The organism is Burkholderia mycopellens (assembly GCF_964265025.1).
GTDB lineage: Bacteria > Pseudomonadota > Gammaproteobacteria > Burkholderiales > Burkholderiaceae > Burkholderia.
This window is the reverse complement of record NZ_OZ183803.1, coordinates 3,245,884-3,262,175: the sequence shown is the minus strand read 5'-3', so window position 1 is coordinate 3,262,175 and position 16,292 is coordinate 3,245,884. Positions and strand designations below refer to the sequence as shown.

Here is a 16,292-nt window from a genome sequence, read left to right as displayed (position 1 = left end):
CAGCTTTCTCAGAAAAGATGTCCAAGTCCTTGATTTCTATAGGTGGCCAAAGGCATCTTTTCTGAGAGCCCACAGTTCTTGTTGGTTCTCAGAAAAGATGTCCGCAGTCTCAATATGTTGTCTTTGAATTGATTATGAAAACGCCTTGGAATAATCCGCTTTAACCCGCGCAATTTTTGGAATTTGACGTCTGCGCCTTACCCCTCGCCGTGAGGCCGGCTTCAGCGGAATCCTGCCAGACGAATGCAACCAGATCCACTTCGACCGCAGCGTATCGAGGCAGCCGGAATGCGCTGAGTGACGTTCTGGCGTGTACGCCCGCTTCGCCGAACACGGAATACACCACCTCCGACGCGCCATCGGCGACGGCACTGTGTTCTTCGAATGCAGGGTCGCTTTGCATGTAGACGCCGATGCGCGGAACTGCCCGGACCCGATCGAGGGTGCCGAGTAACCGTTGTAATAGCGCGATGCAGCGTGCGACACAGATCATCGCGCCGCGCCGACCATTGTCCACCGACACTTCCGATCCGATCAAACCGCGAATGGTGATTTCGCCGTTAAGCTTCGGAAGTTGTCCCCTGACGAAGATCTGGTTGTCACAGCGCATGAGCGGAGCGTACCGCCCGGCCGCATCCAAGTCGTCGTCTACGGCGAGTCCCAGCGCATCGGCGATCGTCAACATCACGTCCAGCAATTCGCCGTAGGTTGCCGAACGTCCGTCGACCACCAGCGCGACTTTGTCTCGCCGGCTGCTCGCGCTGCGCTCGAAGTATTGCGGGAATCGTTCGATCATGGCATCAGCCTTCGTGTGAGGACACCGAGGCCGACGAGGGGCTGTGGCCTTTTCGAATGCGGGGCGCGAGCGAGACCAGCAACCCGAGGCAACCCATGCACACGGATAGCACCATGGTGACCGTGTCTGGCCCGAAACGCGTCGAGAACGCGCCTACCGCGACGCCCGCGAGCGGCTGTGTCATGTTGTTGAGGAGGATGATGACTCCCGTCGTCTTGCCGTAGTCGCGCGCGGGGATGAGCTTCTGCCGCGTGCTGCGGATGTACACGTTGAACATCTTGTCGAATCCGACGATCAGGAGGAAGCCGAAAACGTACCCTGCAATGCCCGGGCTGGCTGCCGCGATAACGCCGCCGATACAGATCGAACCGAAGCCGACGAGGCCGAGGACGCGCCTCGGGATATGCAACCTCGCCGTCATCAGCAGAATCGCGATCGTCACGCACGCGCCTGCAGTTTGCAGTCCTGCGTAATAGCGTCCGCTTTCGTGATGAAAGCCGGTGACCATCGCGGCGGATGTCGCGAGCGTGACGCCGATCACGAGGTTCTCCGCGGCAGCCAACATGATGACGGACTTGACGCCAGGGAGACGGATGACGTGAGACAAGGCCGTCTTGATCGGCGTGAACCAGGTGCCGTGCGTGCTTTCCGGCATCACGAATTCGAACGCGCTGGACTTTTGCCAATAGGCGAGCGCGACGTCGGCCGTGAAAAACAGCACGGCCGCGGCCACCACGACGAATTCCCAGCGCCACCACGACAGCAGGATCGCCGCGAGCATGGGGCCGAGCACCAGACCAAGCTGGTCGGCCAATTGCGAATACGACAACACTTTTTCGAAGCGATGGCTGCTGAATATCTGCGGCAGCATCACCTCGCGCGCAATGATGCCCTGACTCGTCAGCATGCCGCACAACGCGGACAGCGCGATCAGCCATCCGATGCCGCCGACGAGGTCATAGGCGACGACGCCCGCGACGCATACTGCCGCGCGGAGAACCTGACTGACTCGCATCAGTTTCGTGGGCGAATACCGGTCGCAAAGCGCGCCTAGAAACGGGAAGCACAGGTATCTCGGCAGTGTTTCGAGCGAAAATGCGATGCCCGACCAGGACACGCGACCTGTCATCTGAAAGATGACCAGTGGCACGAGAAACAACAGAATCTGGTCGGCGAGGCGGGCAAGGAAAAGCGAATGGAAAAAGGCTTGATGCTGGGCGCGCACGAACGGTCACCTTTCTTTTGCGCGGAGCGCGATGCATGCGCGCTCCTGCGGACGTTGCCGGGAGGTCTGGTACCCCGGGGCTTCCCGGAATGAGCGTATCGAGCCTCAGTAAGCGGACGCTTCCGCAGACTCCAGGTTATGCCGTTCGTGTCCCTTGAGTGGGGGATTGAAGACGCTGGCAAGCACCAGATCCCTGTCGTTGCCGCCGCGCAGGTAATGCTGGTCGTGTCGATCGAGCACGTAGAGGGTGCCCGGGCGGATCGGAAAGACGTTACCGTTCATGTCCTCGACCTCGCCTTCGCCTGCAATGCAATAGCAGGCTTCGAGACGGTTGCGGTATTGCAGGAGCGATTCCGTACCCGCACGCACCACCGTATGGCACACGCCGTAGCCCATGCCGTCCTTTTCCGTCAACAAGCGATGGCTTGTGCCGGAGCCCCATTCGACAAGCAGCCCATCCTTTTCGACGTCTCTCAGGTTCCTGGCGAACATATTCGCACTCCTTTCTTTTGTGTAAGAAATTATTGTCCTGCTCTCGGCGGAAGCGAAGCCACGAAAAAGCAAACCAGTGCCCGTAACAGAATGGCCGGCTAAGTCGTGTAGTTTTTCCACGTTAACCGCTGATGGCGTGGCGGGTCAAGGACGGAATATGGGGGAATTTCCGGTGATTATGTAAATCTTCCTTGGAGGTGTTGGGGTGAGGCTGGACGGGTGCAATGTAGTTTATCTACATTTTTTGTGGGTTGCCTGGTTTGTCGACATAATCCGTGGCGGTGTTTCCTGGCAGCGACACCGCCTTGCGATCGCGACGTAGCGAACAAGCAGAGCGATCTCCGGTGCGTACCAAGACGTTCTCGGGTGGGCACGGCCGGCCGAAGCCAACTCGGAGTTCCTCCAGTGATTGGCATCGAATGGCGTGGCCGGATCCGACGTGCCGCAATTCGCCGCGACGATCTAGGCGACAATCGCATTTCCTGAACGTATTCCGTTGGTGGGGGAAACCATGGACATGCAGTTAGCGGGTGAAGAACCGATAGTCAGATTCCGGGAAACGATCGACAAGGACGTGAGCGGAATTCCGAGGCCGTGGCAGATCAGGCGGGAGGACCGCGCGCGACGGCAGGACCACCTACGCCGAGCTTCGGTCACTGGATCTCACGGTGTGGACGTCTCTTGACGGCCGATGACAGTCATCAGCCGCGAGGCGGCGCGACCATGCGGGAGATTTTTCCAAAGACCACTTTTCTGGGAATTCCCGCACCCAAGGACGTCATTTCTGAGACGAGCGACATCGAGTCATCTCGGAAAAGATGTCCGAGTTATTGATTTCAATAGGGTGCCAAAGACACCTTTCCTGAGAGCCCACAGTCATGCCTCGATCTGAGTTGGCCAGATTTATCATCTTTACCCCAACGCACCCTCTAGGGGCCGACGCACCTATCGCGCGAGACGTCCAATGACCATCTGCCGATTTGAAAACGCAATCCAAAAGAAGGCGCTTGCCCTGTATGGATTGATCAGAAAAATTGAAGTCAAGGTAGCCGACGAACTGCCGTCGGCAATGGCCGATATCGAACGCGCACAGAAGGAAGGGTATTGGATTGCCCTCAAGCTGAGCTACTCCCTGGGCGAATGGCTCGAGCCGGCACTCATGGGCAAACGCGCCCCCTCGAAGAATAGCGGCGCGCCTCGCATGACTGCACTCGTCTTTGAGCGTGCTGTGCATGAAGCGGCATGGGAACCCCCACTTCACCCGCAATCCGGCCGCATTATCAGCGCGTCGCCGAGAATCAGATTCAACGAATACAGAGAAAAAGTATCAAAAATCAAGCGCTTGCTTGAAAGTGGCGATGTTTACCAGATAAATCTTACTTTCCCAATAGACGTCGAAATCGAAGGGAATCCTGAATCCATATACAGGGAAATAATAAATCTTCACCCGGTATCGCATGCGGCCTATATCGATGACGGCGAATCGCTAGTGCTGTCTTTCTCGCCTGAGCTGTTTTTGTCGCGCTCAGGAAGCATCCTGACCAGCCGGCCGATGAAAGGCACGGCTCCTCGGCATCGGCATCCGGCAGAGGATCTGATTTCCGCTCGCGCGCTACAGGCCAGCATAAAAGACCGAGCCGAAAATGCGATGATCGTCGATCTGTTGCGTAGCGATATGGGGAAAATCGCCCGCTTCGGCTCCGTCAAGGTCGAGAAGTTGTTCGATCTTGAACGCTATCCGTCGATATGGACCCTGACTTCTACGATCAAGGCGGATATCGGGCCGGCTTCCTTCTTCGAGATACTGCGAGCCCTTTTCCCTTGCGGCTCCGTGGTCGGCGCGCCGAAGATCGCAGCGATGCGCCACATCCGGCAACTCGAGATGGAAGACCGAGGCCTCTATTGCGGCAGTATCGGCTGGATGGCTCCCAATGGGGATTTTTCGCTAAACGTTGCAATTCGGACACTCGCGCTGGGAAAAAACGGCTCCGGCGTATATGGAGTCGGTGGTGGCGTGGTACTCGACTCCAAAGCGGATCTCGAATGGAGCGAATGCCAATGGAAATCGCGGGTATTAGGTAGCGTCAGCAGCGAAGGGTGGCGTGAAGCCAATCATTGCACTCACGCAAAACATCAGGAACTGGAAGTCAACGATGAATTGATGTGAGTTGTGGCGGCCCGAAATTCGCGCGTTCATCGATAGCGCGGCCACTGTGCAAAACGAAGTCGGTGCCGCGCAAGGACGGCAGAACGTATTGCGCCCCGACTTCGACCGAACCGGCCGGCGCAACGGCACGTGGCAGCATCGCGCCGGCAAGCCCCACCGAGACTGCGGCAGTGAGCGCATTCACGCTGCCGCTGACGAACACCTCGACCGAAGGAATGCCGGCTTCGTCGACCGCACGCAGGGCCATCGAGCGAATGGTCGCGCCTTCAGGCCACGATGGCGCGCCGCAGCCGCAGCACTGCGTCCGGCATGTTGCCCGGCAGCGTCGCGCCAAAGCCGATCACGAGCCCGGCCTTGCCGCCGCCGCGGTAATGCGGAGACAGCGGTGGCGTCTGCAGCCCGAGCGCCGTAGCGGCTTTCCATACCGCGAGATCCGCGTCCGGTGCAGCCGCGCCACGCAGCGCCGCGACGAGATGCAGGCCGGCATCGGGCGCGGCTCCCCAATCGAGCACGTCCGCGCAGTGGCATTCCAGCGCGGCCAGCAGCGCATCCCGACGCTCCGCATAAAGCATCCGCATGCGGCGCAGGTGCGTCGCGAAATGCCCTTCGCCGATGAATTCCGCGAGCGTGACCTGCAGCGGCGTCGGCGATTGCCGGTCAACCAGTGCGCGGGCGTGCGCAAAAGCCCCGGCGAGCCCGGGCGGCGCGATCAGGAAGCCGATCCTCAACCCGGGCGCGAGGACCTTCGCGAACGTGCCGACGTAGATCACGCGATTCGCAGCCGATTGCCGGCCGAGCGCGCGCAGCGGGTGCAGCGGCCGGCCGGCGTAGCGGTAGTCGCCGTCGCAATCGTCCTCGATGATCCAGGCGTTCGTACGCTCGGCCCAGTCCAGCAGCGCGAGCCGGCGCCGCAGGCTCATCGTCACGCCGAGCGGGTACTGATGCGACGGCGTAACCACCGCGAGGCGCGCGTCCGCAGCCAGCCGTGTACCGGCCTCGACGTCGAGGCCCTCCGCGTCGACCGGCACCGGCACCGCACGTGCGCCCGCGCTTTCGACCGCGCTGTGTCCCGCGACGAAGCCCGGGTTTTCGATCCACACCGTATCGCCTGCGTCGATCAGCAGGCGCGCGGCTAGCTCGATCGCGTGCTGCGAGCCGGACGTGATCACGACGTCGTCGGCATCGCACGGCAGGCCGCGCGTCACGCCCAGATGTTCGGCGATCGCCTCGCGCAACGGGCGGTATCCGGCCGGATCGGCGTAGCCGAGCTGGTCGGCGGTCGGCCGGCTGCGCCAGAAACGGGCGGACAGTCGAGTCCACGTGTCGTACGGGAACGCATCGAACGCGGGGGTGCCGGGCGCGAGCAGGCCCGGCCCGCGCGGCACCGGCGTGACCGGCAGTCCGGCCAGACGACGGCCCCGCTCGGACAGCGCCGGGTATGCATCGCCGCGTGCCGCGGTAACGGACAGCGGTGCCGTGGCGGCGGGCGGCGCCAGGTCCTCCGGCAACACGTCCGGCACGTAGATGCCGGAGCCGCGCTGCGCGCGCGCATAGCCCTCCGCGATGAGCCTGTCGTACGCCAGCACGACGGTCTGCCTCGACACGCCCAGTTCGGCCGCGAACGATCGCGTCGGCGGCAGGCGCGCGCCGGGACGCAAGTGGCCGCGCAGCACCGCTTCGCGCAGGTGACGGGCGATCTGCTCCTGAAACGGCAGCGCCGCTGCGGGATCGACGGCGAAAGCGCCCCAGACGGGTGGGGTGGCGCGTTTGCTCATGGCCTGAAAGTGGAGTGATTCAGTTTCCGAAAGTGGCTTTAGATAATAGTGCCACTTGTTGTTATCGTGCAAACCATGTCATTCCTTTCCCGATCACGCGCATGACTATCGAAGCGTCTTCCCTGCGCCGCGGCCTCGCGCTCGCGTCGCTCTATACAGGCGTATTCCTGCCGCCGCTGGATTACTTCATCGTCAATCTGGCGTTGCCGGCGATTCACGTCGGCCTGAAAGCCAGCGACGCGCAGATCCAGCTCACGGTCTCCGCATACGCGCTCGCCTATGCCGTCGTCCTGATCACCGGTGGGCGCCTCGGCGATCTGTACGGACGCAGGCGGATCTTCATAATCGGCATGGCAGCGTTCGTCGTTGCATCGGCGCTGTGCGGCATGGCGATGAGCGGCGAGGTGCTGGTCGCGAGCCGCGTCGTGCAAGGCATCAGCGCGGCGCTGATCACGCCGCAGGTCCTCGCGTCGATCCGCACTGTCTTTCCTGCGCAGATGCAGGCACGCCTGATGGGTCTCTACGGGTTCGTGTTCGGGCTCGCGTCGGTGGCAGGGCAAGTCGGCGGCGGCGCGCTGATCGATCTGCATCCCTGGGGACTCGACTGGCGCGTGGTATTTCTCGTGAATGTGCCGATCGGCATGCTCGCGTTGGTGGGAACCTGGCGGTATCTGCCCGAGAGCCGTGCGGAGCGCGGCGCGCGCATCGACGTCCCGGGTATGGTCGCGCTGACGATTGCGCTGATGCTGCTGATCTATCCGCTGACTGTCGGCCGCGAGCTGCGCTGGCCCGCATGGACATTCTGGAGTCTCGGCCTGTGCATACCGGCATTCGTTGCGTTCATCCGGATCGAGCGCTGGATTGCGCGGCAGGCGCGCGATCCGCTCGTCGATGTGGCGGTGTTGAGCCAGCCGGTCGTGGCAATCGGCTTGCTGCTCGCGTTCCTCTTCTACAGCATCGCGGCGTTCTTTCTCACTTACGGCATCTACCTGCAGGAGGGGCTCGGCTGGACCCCGCTGCAATCGGGCCTTGGCCTCGCTCCCTACGGTGCCGGCTATCTGCTCGCGCCGCTCGCGACGCCATGGCTCGCCCGCCGCATCGGCGAGGGCCTGATGCCGCTCGGGTTCGGTTGCCTCGCCGGCGGATTCGGGCTCTGCGCATTGCAACTGGGCCATGGCGCGCCGGAACTGCCGTTTTATATCGGTCTCCTGATTGCTGGGACCGGACAAGGGTTGGCGCTGCCGTCGCTGCAGCGGATCGTACTTGCGGACGTCGACACGCGCCATGCCGGCATGACCGCCGGAGCGATCGTCGCGATGCTCTATATCGGCGCCGCTTTCGCGGCCGCCTGCATCGGCGGTGCGTTCTTCGGTGCGCTCGGCGAGGGCGGCGGCGTGGCAGCGCACGCGCACGCGATGCGCATCGGCCTCGAATGGATGCTCGTGCCGCTCGTCGCGGGGTTCCTGGTTAGCGTCTGGATGGTGCAGCGTCGCGAGCGGACGACGCGTGCCGTGCGCGGCATTTGACCCGGCGCGCGAGGTCAGGGGGCGAGGCCGCCCGCGTGCGGCACGGGGCGCTCACGTCGTGTCCGCGACGCGATCCTTGCTGCCATACCGCCATCATCGCCGGCGAGTCGGCCCGCTTCGGACAGCCCGGACTGGCTGTCGGCACGATTCCCGGCTCGGCGGCACGCAATGCCTGCCGCGTTGGATCGGCAGAATGCGCGCGCTGGATGGGTGCCTACGCGCCCGCATCGTCACGGCATGGGAAGCGCAGGACGCCGGCCTCGTCACGCAGGTGGTCGCTGACGAGAACGTCGTTCCGCACGCGATCGCATATGCCCAAGAGGTGGCCGCCTACTCGCTTCCGGCACCGGTCCTGTTAAAGGAAGCGATCAACCGCACGGCCGAGATGTCCTTGTTGGCCGGCCTCGATTTCGAAACACGCCTGTTCTACTCGACCTTCGCGTTCGAGGACAGACGGGAAGGCATGGCCGCGTTTCTCGAGAAGCGAGCGCCCGTATTCCGGCATGCGTGACGCTGGCGCCATTTCATTTTCATGAGGAGCAGGTCGAGCATCATGACGAAACGCCATTTCATTCAGCAGATCGTTGTCCGCTATTCGGACTCCCCGACAGGCCCAGGCGGGTCAATTCCGGGTGAACATCAACGAGAGGGCCGCCCGCGGCTCGAACCAGTCAGCCGACGCCGGACGCCGGCAGCCTGATCACATGTCGAGGACCGAAGCTCCGCTCACCTTTCCGTCGATGATGTCCTTTCCCTGCTGCCGGGCGGCACGCCTTGCCATTCCAAAGTCGGAGAATGCATGCGGTTGGCCCAGCCTGAAAACACGGCTTGCGGTGGAGGTTGCGATCGCGCCCGGGCGACATATCCGTACCGCAATGTCATACCCTTCGGCGTAACGGGAATGTCCGTCAAAGCGACTGAATGTGCGGGCGAAGACGAGGGGATGAAGTTCGTACCCCTTGTAGAAAATATGCAGGTGTGTCGACACGTTGGTCACTCCACAGGGGACGACTCGCGATACTCTCGAACGAGGTTGTTCATTTCCGCTGCCGCAGCCGGCTCAGCAACTCGAGCACCATCGTGTCGGCGTCGTTGTTGATCATTTCCGCTCGCAACAGCAGGCCGCCAACACGAACGGTTGCATCCCAACTATCTTCCGTCATGACCTGATGGTTGCGTGCGAGCTGCTCGGCAAGCGTCAGGAGCGCCGCCATCCTTGGCGACTCGCCGGAAGTCCGGCGTTCCTCTCTTCCGGCGATTAGCCGGAACAGGCCCAGGACCGACTCGGCGGTAACGGAAGGGATAGTCATTCGAACTTTATACGCTCTTTCGATCCGCCCCGCCCATATATTCACGCCGGCCCCAGAACCTGCCTAGTACCGCCTCGCATACCCCTCGCGATACAGTGACGCGCCGATCGACGTCAGCAGTGTGACCTCATCCTCGCTCAATCGACTCCATGCCTCCGCCAACCAGCCGGCGAACTCGGCGCAAGCATGGTCCAGATCGGCGGCAGCCTTTCCCTGTGCGTTCATCCGCTCGAAGATTGTCATCACGTCATGGGGTGTCATGGTCGGTTCCTTGCAGCCGCATTGTGCAACTCCCGCGCGACGCGCTGACGAACGTCGTGTTATCGATCGAGGCTGCGTAACGACCGAGCCGCGAGGCTGGTTCAATCGATTCCCTGCGTCTTTTCGTACCCCTGGATTTTTTCTTCGAGCAAAGCGCGCGCGAGTGACCGAGCGGCGTCGCGCGCTTCCACGTTCGTCGCAAAATCCCCTTCGGTATCGTGTTGTTCGGAGAAGCCTGGATCCTCTCCGATGCGGTGCAAGTGGACGATGCCGCGATAGCGCCCAGACACGGTCTTCATCACGCGAAGGCGCGCCACGTGCGTATGGGTCGTACACACTTCGTCATCCATGATGCCTTCCTTGCCAAGACACTTGGTGAGACAACGACATAGCCGAATTCACTCGCCCGGCGGCGTCCGTGAGCGTGGTCCCCGGCAAACTTCGGCAAGGCGGCGTTATCGCCGCCTGCGCGGAGATGTCAATGTTTGCGATGCATCCACCCCAAGTGATGGGAATCCAACCATTGAACGACGTGCATACCTGGATGTTCGCTCTGGAAACGGCGCGCCAACGCGACTGCAACCACCGCGATCGCCGCAAGACCAACCACCCATCCAATCATCGACTGAGTCATGACAGCCTCCTTGTGGAATGCAGCCATGACTGAATTCTAGGCGTCTTGCAGCAAGGATTCCGAAGTCCTGCGTCATGCCGCGCAGACGAACCGCCTCCACAATCCTGGGGACGGTACGCTCGCCCTCTACCTGATCGGTAGCGCCCTATATCCAAGGTTCACAAACAACCACTCGTTGCGTGCGAGCGGGTGCGAAATACACGCTTTCGCGCGGACAATCGGACGAAGGGGAGCGAAACAGAAAATGCCCGCTCATCAAGCGGGCATTTGAAGAGATGGGGTGGGAACATGCCGCGGAACCACGTCCAAGCCGGTATGCGTCGCACCCTGTTTTTTCGCTGAACATAGGCTGGCTACGACGTGAGAGCAGCTGCAATTTTGCAAACCCGCAACGGGTGTACCCGACCCTATCCCGCCGCACCAATCTCGATCGATGTGACGTCACGCAGCAGGTGTTCCGTGCGCCCTTCCGACACGAGCTGCTCAGCGCTGGATCGTGGCGTCAATTGACGCAATGTTCGATCGGGATCCCGATGTCGTTGTAGTCGCATTGAAGGCACTCGATCGCCACTTCGCTTCGGGCGCTTGGCAGCCCGTCTTTCCATGGATTTCGGTTGCGGCGCTGACCGGCGCCCCGAACCCGTTACAAGGGCATCGGCATCGACGTCGTGAACGAATCCGCCAGAAACTCGCCGTTCGCCAACCGATGGTGCCGAATGAAATCGCGCTGCGCGGATTCGACCATCACCGGCGCGCCGCAGGCATACACCTGGTGGCCCGACAGATCGGGGAGGTCCTCGATCACCGCGCGATGGACGAAGCCGGTGCGGCCCGTCCACTGGTCGCCGGCGTCCGGCTCGGAGAGCACCGGCACGTACTTGAAGTTCGGAATCTCGCGCGCCCACTGTTCGGCGAGCTCGCCGAGGTAGATGTCCTTTTTGCGGCGCGCGCCCCAGTAGAGCGTCATCGGGCGCGTGATGCCCGTGTGCTTCACGTGCTCGACGATCGCCTTGATCGGTGCGAAGCCCGTGCCCGATGCGAGCAGCACGATCGGCTTGTCGGAATCTTCGCGCAGGAAGAACGTGCCGAGCGGGCCTTCGAAGCGCAGGATGTCGCGCTCCTTCATCGCGCCGAACACGTGGTCGGTGAACTTGCCGCCCGGCATGTGGCGGATATGCAGCTCGATCGGGCCCTCCTCGTGCGGCGCGTTCGCCATCGAGTAGCTGCGGCGCGAGCCGTCCTTCAGGATGAACTCGACGTATTGGCCCGCGAGATACTGCAGGCGTTCGTTGGCGGGCAACTGGAGCTTCACGACCATCACGTCGTCGGCCTTGCGCTCGAGTGCGGCGATCCGGCACGGCAGCTTCTTGACCTGCACGCCGTCGACGCCGGCGATCTCACGCACGTCGATCTCGAGATCGCACTGCGCCTTCGAGCAGCACAGCAGCGCGAGGCCGCGCGTGCGCTCGTCGTTGGACAGTGCCGAGGCGGCGTGCGGGCCCTGTTCGATCTGGCCCGACACGATCTGGCCTTTGCAGGAGCCGCACGCGCCGTTCCTGCAGCCGTACGGCAGGTGGACGTTCTGGCGCAGCGCCGCGGCCAGCACGGTTTCGTCCGGCTCGACCTGGAATTGCCGGCCGCTTTGCGTCAGCGCGACTTTGAATGTCATGGTGTCCTTGACGGCGGTGTGCGGACAAGGGTGTCGTTCGATCACACCGCGCGTCCGCGCATCAGAGGGAGGAATCAGGCGGCGCGGATGACCGCTTGCGCGCGTATCCGCCAGCCGAGCGCTGCCGCAATCGCGGCAAACCCCGCCAGCGCCCACATCGGCAGCGAGAGCCCGAGAATCGGCGGATACGGCGTTTCGCACAACCCGCCCACCTTGAAGACCAGCGGCAGCCAGTGCGCGGGCGGCAGGCTGTCGACCACCGGCTGCAATGCATCAAAGCCGCAACTGAAGCCCGGGTGGGCCTGCACGTAGATGTGCCGTATCGCGACCGCCGCGCCGGCCAGGGCAGTCGCCAGCGAGAGTCCGCGCAGCAACGCGACGCGGCGCCCGCTTGCTGCCGCCGCGAACGAGAATAGTGCGATCAGCAGGAACAGGTAGCGCTGGATGATGCACAGCGGGCACGGATCTTCCTGCCACGCCAGCTGGATCCACAGTGCGCCGGCGACGAGCGCAAGGCTGGCCGCGCCGATCGTCAGCAGCGTCCATCGCTCCGCCCGCGTGGCGTCGATCGGGGCGCTCATCGCAGTGCTCCGAGTGCGCTGACCAGCGACGCGAACACGCGGTCGACATCGCGTTCGTCGGTCCGCCAGTTGCAGAACGCGGCGCGCAAGCCCCAGGTGCCCGCATGGACCGTCGTCGTGATGAAGACGTCGCCGAGGTCGCGCACTGCGCGCATGTACGCGTTGATGCGTGCCTCGTCGGGCTGCTCGGCGAGCGTGAAGCAGACGACGTTGACGCGGGTCGGCGCCAGCAACGCAAGGCCCGGCTGCTCGGCAATCTGCCTGCCGAGCCGGTGCGCGAGCGCGATGTTGCGCCGGACGATTTCCGCATGGCCGTCGCGGCCGTACGCGGCAAGCGCGAACCAGGTCGACAGCGCGCGCAGCCGGCGCGAATTCTCCGGCGTCAGGTGGACGAAGTCCGGATTGTCGGTCGGCACGCCCAGGTACGCGGAGCTGTTCTGGAAGACCCGCACCTGCAGGTCGCGCCGGCGGCTGAACTGAACCGCGGCGTCGTACGGCACGTTCAGCCACTTGTGCAGGTCGATGCAGATCGAATCGGCGTCGTCGAGGCCGCGCACGAGCGCGGCGTGATCGGGCGACAGCGCCGCGAACGCGCCGAACGCCGCATCGACGTGCAGCCAGAACGGATAGCGCGAACGGAGCGCACCGATCGCCTGCAACGCGTCGTAGTCGACGGTATTGACGGTGCCGGCGTTCGCGACGACGATCACCGGCTCGCCCTCGAAACGCTGCAACGCGGCCTCGAGCGCATCGACGTCGATCGCCTCGCGGTCCTTCAGCGTCGGGATCTTCCGTACCGCGCGACGCCCGATGCCGAGCACGGACAGCGCCTTGTAGATGCTCGAGTGCGGGGTGCCGGACAGCACGCGAATCGGCGGCAGCATGCCCACGCCATCCTCCGCGATGTCGACACGCTCCGGGCAGCGTTCGCCCAGCCATTCGCGGCCGATGGCGAGCCCGACCAGGTTCGACATCGTCGCGCCGCTGACGAGCACGCCCTGCTGCGCGTCCGACAATCCGAACAGCTCGCGCAGCCGTGCGACGGTTTCGCGCTCGAGATCGGGCGCCGAGCTGTCGATACCCGCCGTCGGGTTCTGGTCGTACACGCTGGTCAGCCAGTCGCCGGCGAGCGCGGCGGGCGTTGCGCCGCCCGTCACGAAGCCGAGGTAGCGCGCGCCGGCGCTCCCGGAGAAACCGGGCGCCCAGCGCGCCAGGAAATCGTCGAGTGCCGCGTCGAAGCCGGGGCCCTGCGACGGCAGCGGTCGCGGCACGGCAGCGGGCGGCGCGAGTGCGGCCGGGCGCTCGTCGATGCGGTCCAGCACGTCGAGCGCGTGATCGAGGGTACGCTGCAGCACCGCTTCGATGCCGACGAGGTCGTGTGAGAGTTTGGCGTCCATGCTGTCAGTGAGGTGGGTGGAGGAAAGAAACGGACATCACGCGCGCGGGCGCAACGTCGCATACCAGAACAGCAGCGCGGTCGCGCTGAACGCGGCGCCGAGCGTACAGACGCCGGCCCAGCCGAAGCGCGCATACACGCAGGTCGACGCGATCGAGCCGGACGCGCAGCCGGCGGCGTAGAGCAGCATGTAGCCGGCCGTCAGGCGGCTGCGTGCGTCGGGGCGCACGCCGTAGATCAGGCTCTGGTTGGTCACGTGCACCGCTTGCAGGCCGAGGTCGAACGCGACGACGCCCACCACGAGCGCCACGAGCGAATGCATCATGAGCGCGGTGGGCAGCCATGACACGAGCATCAGCGCGAGCCCGATGCCGGACGTCCATTGCGCAAAGCCGCGATCGGCGAGACGGCCCGCGCGTGCGGCGCCGAGCGCGCCGGCCGCGCCCGCGAGCCCGAACAGCCCGATCGCCGTGTGCGACAGCGACAGCGGCGGCGCGCTGAGCGGCAGCACCATCGGCGTCCAGAGCGTCATCGCGGCCGCGAAGTGCAGGAAGGCGATGAAGGCGCGCACGCGCAGCACGCGCTCCTGCGCGAACAGTGAAAAGACCGACGCGATCAGGCGCGGATACGGCTCGGCGACACCCGGAAGGCGATGGTGCGGGAGTACGCGCGACAGGACGATGGCGAGCAGCAGCATGACGCTGGCCGACGTGAAATACACCGCGCGCCATCCCGCGAGGTCGGCGATCGCGCCCGAGAACGTGCGCGCGAGCAGGATGCCGAGCACGATGCCGCTCGTCACCGTGCCGACGACCTGCCCGCGTTCCGCCGGCTCGGCGAGCCCTGCCGCGAACGACACGAGCACCTGGGTGACGACGCTCAGAAAGCCGATCAGCGCCATGCCGGCGAACAGCACGGACGCGTGCGTGGCGGTGGCGATCGACAGCAGTGCGAGCGCACAGACGACCGACTGGATCAGGATCATCCGGCGCCGATCCCACAGATCGCCGAGCGGAACGAGGAGCAGGAGGCCGAGCCCGTAGCAGATGCTCGTGATCGTCATGATGCCGCCGATGGCGGCGCGCGAGATGTCGAACTGGTGCGCGAGCGTGTCGAGCAACGGCTGCGCGTAGTAGACGTTGGCGACGGCGAATCCGGCCGTCGTCGCGAACAGCAGCGTAACCGGACGCGTCAGCGTGGCGTGGGTGGGCGCCGCGCGGGTCTGCGGGGCGCGCTGTAGCGGCGACAGTTGTTCGAGGCTCATGATGGTGATGGGTAGCGAACCGGCATGAAGAAGGCAGACGGGGCGGCGCACGCTGGTCGCGCGGACCGCCCCGGGAAACGGCCAGGCGCGTGGGGTAGCCCGCGCTGCCGCGTTACTGCAGCGACTGGCGCATGTTCTCCATCACCTGGCCGGCGCCTTCGTAGTAATCCTTCTCGACGTTGAAGCGGATCAGGCAGCCGATGCAGATGTCCCGGATCGCGGCCGGGTTTTGCGTGGCGAGCGGCAGCAGCACGCGCTTCACCAGGCTATTGCCGTGCACCACGTCGATCTTCGTGTGCAGCACGTGGTACGCGATGACTTCCTCGGGCACCTGGTGGCGGCGCATGCCCTTCACCATCTTCGAGAAGCGGTACGGCACCGTGTCCTCGAGCAGCGTCAGCGTGCCGAGCAGACGGACCACGTACCAGCGACGCAGCGCGTACATCGACAGCAGGTTGCCGTTCTTCAGCGCGAGGGCCGACGACAGGATCGACGGATCGAAGCGCTGCAGGTACTGCCGGAAATGCGGCTCGGCCTTGCCGAACAGCAGCGTGTGCATGCCTTCCAGCTCGCCGAGCCCCATTTCGTCCCAGAAGTTCTCTGCGACCGCGAGCTTCATGTCGCCCAGCATCCCGATCTGCGACAGCGCGATCGTGTCGTCGAAGCGTCCGTCGACCTGGGCTTCGAGGCAGACGTAGAACGCGAGCTGTTCGAGCGTCGCTTCCTCTGCGAGAAAGCGGAAGAATGGCGCGACGGCTTCGCGATTCGTGCGACGCAGCGTGTAGTACCACTCTTCGAGCTGTTCGGCGTTCTCGGGCAGCCCGGACAGGTCGAGACGCGATTCCTCGTGGAGATTCCACTCGCTTTCCAGCGCCAGGATCTCGTCGTACTCCGCCGGTTGCGGAATCGTGTCGTATGCGCTCGGCGGCGCGAGTTCGCGCAGATAGAACGCGTTCAGGCGCTTCTGTGCGTCGAGCGTATTGCAGCGGGGAACGTCGGCCGCTTCGGGGCCGTGTGCCGCGCGGATCAGGTGCTGCGCTGCTGCTTGAATCGCTTGCGTAGACATGCTTGTCGCTCCAGTCTCGGGATGGGAGGGATTGCGGACCATTCGACTCCGCTGGCGGCGCACACCGGCGCAAGGCCGCGCTGCGAAGCCGACGATGATGGGAAATGTACTGAACGCGATGCGCGACGGT

At 63.9% G+C, this 16,292-nt stretch carries 18 protein-coding genes; 3 read left to right on the top strand and 15 right to left on the bottom strand.

Annotation, left to right across the window (positions count from 1 at the left end; genetic code table 11):
• Nucleotides 1–160: 160 nt before the first annotated feature.
• The 3 genes from ACPTTC_RS32915 to ACPTTC_RS32905 form a co-directional block, all read right to left on the bottom strand.
• Nucleotides 161–796 carry an Atu1372/SO_1960 family protein gene (locus ACPTTC_RS32915; protein WP_423395525.1) on the bottom strand — a complete coding sequence of 212 codons (636 nt, stop codon included), beginning with the start codon at nucleotides 794–796 and terminating at the stop codon, nucleotides 161–163.
• A 4-nt stretch (nucleotides 797–800) separates the two neighbouring features.
• Nucleotides 801–2,021 (bottom strand): MFS transporter, encoded by a 1,221-nt coding sequence (locus ACPTTC_RS32910; protein WP_423395524.1) that lies wholly within the window; start codon nucleotides 2,019–2,021, stop codon nucleotides 801–803.
• 105 nt (nucleotides 2,022–2,126) lie between these two features.
• The gene (locus ACPTTC_RS32905) at nucleotides 2,127–2,513 is read right to left on the bottom strand and encodes an ectoine synthase (RefSeq protein WP_423395523.1); all 387 of its coding nucleotides are present in this window, start codon (nucleotides 2,511–2,513) and stop codon (nucleotides 2,127–2,129) included.
• Between the two features lie 964 nt (nucleotides 2,514–3,477).
• Here ACPTTC_RS32905 and pabB point away from each other — a divergent pair.
• A complete protein-coding gene (pabB, locus tag ACPTTC_RS32900; RefSeq protein ID WP_423395522.1) occupies nucleotides 3,478–4,680 on the top strand; it encodes an aminodeoxychorismate synthase component I in 1,203 nt (400 codons plus the stop codon).
• Here the strand turns inward: pabB and ACPTTC_RS32895 are convergent.
• Together ACPTTC_RS32895 and ACPTTC_RS32890 are read right to left on the bottom strand one after the other, a co-directional pair.
• Nucleotides 4,661–4,927, bottom strand: a complete 267-nt coding sequence (locus ACPTTC_RS32895) for a hypothetical protein (protein ID WP_423395521.1) — start codon at nucleotides 4,925–4,927, stop codon at nucleotides 4,661–4,663. The two genes, pabB and ACPTTC_RS32895, sit on opposite strands and share 20 nt — an antisense overlap.
• Before the next feature lie 19 nt (nucleotides 4,928–4,946).
• A complete protein-coding gene (locus tag ACPTTC_RS32890) occupies nucleotides 4,947–6,455 on the bottom strand; it encodes a PLP-dependent aminotransferase family protein (protein ID WP_423395520.1) in 1,509 nt (502 codons plus the stop codon).
• 14 nt (nucleotides 6,456–6,469) lie between these two features.
• On the opposite strand from ACPTTC_RS32890, the gene ACPTTC_RS32885 reads away from it, so the two are divergent.
• Entirely contained in the window at nucleotides 6,470–7,981 is a 1,512-nt protein-coding gene (locus tag ACPTTC_RS32885; protein WP_423395519.1) for an MFS transporter, read from the top strand.
• Entirely contained in the window at nucleotides 7,962–8,492 is a 531-nt protein-coding gene (locus tag ACPTTC_RS32880) for an enoyl-CoA hydratase-related protein (protein WP_423395518.1), read from the top strand. Before ACPTTC_RS32885 ends, ACPTTC_RS32880 begins: the two co-directional genes overlap by 20 nt.
• A gap of 189 nt (nucleotides 8,493–8,681) precedes the next feature.
• Here the strand turns inward: ACPTTC_RS32880 and ACPTTC_RS32875 are convergent, their stop codons facing one another.
• From ACPTTC_RS32875 to ACPTTC_RS32830, 10 genes are all read right to left on the bottom strand, one after another.
• Nucleotides 8,682–8,969 carry a hypothetical protein gene (locus ACPTTC_RS32875; RefSeq protein ID WP_423395517.1) on the bottom strand — a complete coding sequence of 96 codons (288 nt, stop codon included), beginning with the start codon at nucleotides 8,967–8,969 and terminating at the stop codon, nucleotides 8,682–8,684.
• A 49-nt stretch (nucleotides 8,970–9,018) separates the two neighbouring features.
• A complete protein-coding gene (locus ACPTTC_RS32870; RefSeq protein WP_175965334.1) occupies nucleotides 9,019–9,291 on the bottom strand; it encodes a hypothetical protein in 273 nt (90 codons plus the stop codon).
• 63 nt (nucleotides 9,292–9,354) lie between these two features.
• The gene (locus ACPTTC_RS32865) at nucleotides 9,355–9,552 is read right to left on the bottom strand and encodes a hypothetical protein (RefSeq protein WP_423395516.1); all 198 of its coding nucleotides are present in this window, start codon (nucleotides 9,550–9,552) and stop codon (nucleotides 9,355–9,357) included.
• A gap of 101 nt (nucleotides 9,553–9,653) precedes the next feature.
• Complete coding sequence (locus ACPTTC_RS32860) at nucleotides 9,654–9,902, bottom strand: hypothetical protein (RefSeq protein WP_226200187.1); 249 nt, start codon at nucleotides 9,900–9,902, stop codon at nucleotides 9,654–9,656.
• 128 nt (nucleotides 9,903–10,030) lie between these two features.
• Entirely contained in the window at nucleotides 10,031–10,213 is a 183-nt protein-coding gene (locus ACPTTC_RS32855) for a hypothetical protein (protein ID WP_423395515.1), read from the bottom strand.
• Between the two features lie 616 nt (nucleotides 10,214–10,829).
• The gene (locus tag ACPTTC_RS32850; protein WP_423395514.1) at nucleotides 10,830–11,855 is read right to left on the bottom strand and encodes a CDP-6-deoxy-delta-3,4-glucoseen reductase; all 1,026 of its coding nucleotides are present in this window, start codon (nucleotides 11,853–11,855) and stop codon (nucleotides 10,830–10,832) included.
• 74 nt (nucleotides 11,856–11,929) lie between these two features.
• Nucleotides 11,930–12,436, bottom strand: coding sequence for a disulfide bond formation protein B (locus ACPTTC_RS32845; protein ID WP_423395513.1), 507 nt, complete (start codon nucleotides 12,434–12,436; stop codon nucleotides 11,930–11,932).
• Complete coding sequence (locus ACPTTC_RS32840) at nucleotides 12,433–13,833, bottom strand: pyridoxal phosphate-dependent decarboxylase family protein (protein WP_423395512.1); 1,401 nt, start codon at nucleotides 13,831–13,833, stop codon at nucleotides 12,433–12,435. The genes ACPTTC_RS32845 and ACPTTC_RS32840 overlap by 4 nt, the downstream gene beginning before the upstream one ends.
• A 36-nt stretch (nucleotides 13,834–13,869) precedes the next feature.
• Nucleotides 13,870–15,096: an MFS transporter gene (locus tag ACPTTC_RS32835; protein WP_423395511.1), complete on the bottom strand. Its 1,227-nt coding sequence runs from the start codon at nucleotides 15,094–15,096 to the stop codon at nucleotides 13,870–13,872.
• 112 nt (nucleotides 15,097–15,208) lie between these two features.
• A complete protein-coding gene (locus ACPTTC_RS32830; protein ID WP_226200176.1) occupies nucleotides 15,209–16,162 on the bottom strand; it encodes an iron-containing redox enzyme family protein in 954 nt (317 codons plus the stop codon).
• Nucleotides 16,163–16,292 lie beyond the last annotated feature (130 nt).

Coding starts and splice junctions, on each gene's coding strand:
- ACPTTC_RS32830 (WP_226200176.1), bottom strand. CDS start 16,162: ATGTCTACGCAAGCGATTCAAGCAGCAGCGCAGCACCTGATCCGCGCG.
- ACPTTC_RS32855 (WP_423395515.1), bottom strand. CDS start 10,213: ATGGCTGCATTCCACAAGGAGGCTGTCATGACTCAGTCGATGATTGGA.
- ACPTTC_RS32850 (WP_423395514.1), bottom strand. CDS start 11,855: ATGACATTCAAAGTCGCGCTGACGCAAAGCGGCCGGCAATTCCAGGTC.
- ACPTTC_RS32865 (WP_423395516.1), bottom strand. CDS start 9,552: ATGACACCCCATGACGTGATGACAATCTTCGAGCGGATGAACGCACAG.
- ACPTTC_RS32915 (WP_423395525.1), bottom strand. CDS start 796: ATGATCGAACGATTCCCGCAATACTTCGAGCGCAGCGCGAGCAGCCGG.
- ACPTTC_RS32840 (WP_423395512.1), bottom strand. CDS start 13,833: ATGGACGCCAAACTCTCACACGACCTCGTCGGCATCGAAGCGGTGCTG.
- ACPTTC_RS32845 (WP_423395513.1), bottom strand. CDS start 12,436: ATGAGCGCCCCGATCGACGCCACGCGGGCGGAGCGATGGACGCTGCTG.
- ACPTTC_RS32905 (WP_423395523.1), bottom strand. CDS start 2,513: ATGTTCGCCAGGAACCTGAGAGACGTCGAAAAGGATGGGCTGCTTGTC.
- ACPTTC_RS32860 (WP_226200187.1), bottom strand. CDS start 9,902: ATGGATGACGAAGTGTGTACGACCCATACGCACGTGGCGCGCCTTCGC.
- ACPTTC_RS32835 (WP_423395511.1), bottom strand. CDS start 15,096: ATGAGCCTCGAACAACTGTCGCCGCTACAGCGCGCCCCGCAGACCCGC.
- pabB (WP_423395522.1), top strand. CDS start 3,478: ATGACCATCTGCCGATTTGAAAACGCAATCCAAAAGAAGGCGCTTGCC.
- ACPTTC_RS32895 (WP_423395521.1), bottom strand. CDS start 4,927: ATGGCCCTGCGTGCGGTCGACGAAGCCGGCATTCCTTCGGTCGAGGTG.
- ACPTTC_RS32870 (WP_175965334.1), bottom strand. CDS start 9,291: ATGACTATCCCTTCCGTTACCGCCGAGTCGGTCCTGGGCCTGTTCCGG.
- ACPTTC_RS32890 (WP_423395520.1), bottom strand. CDS start 6,455: ATGAGCAAACGCGCCACCCCACCCGTCTGGGGCGCTTTCGCCGTCGAT.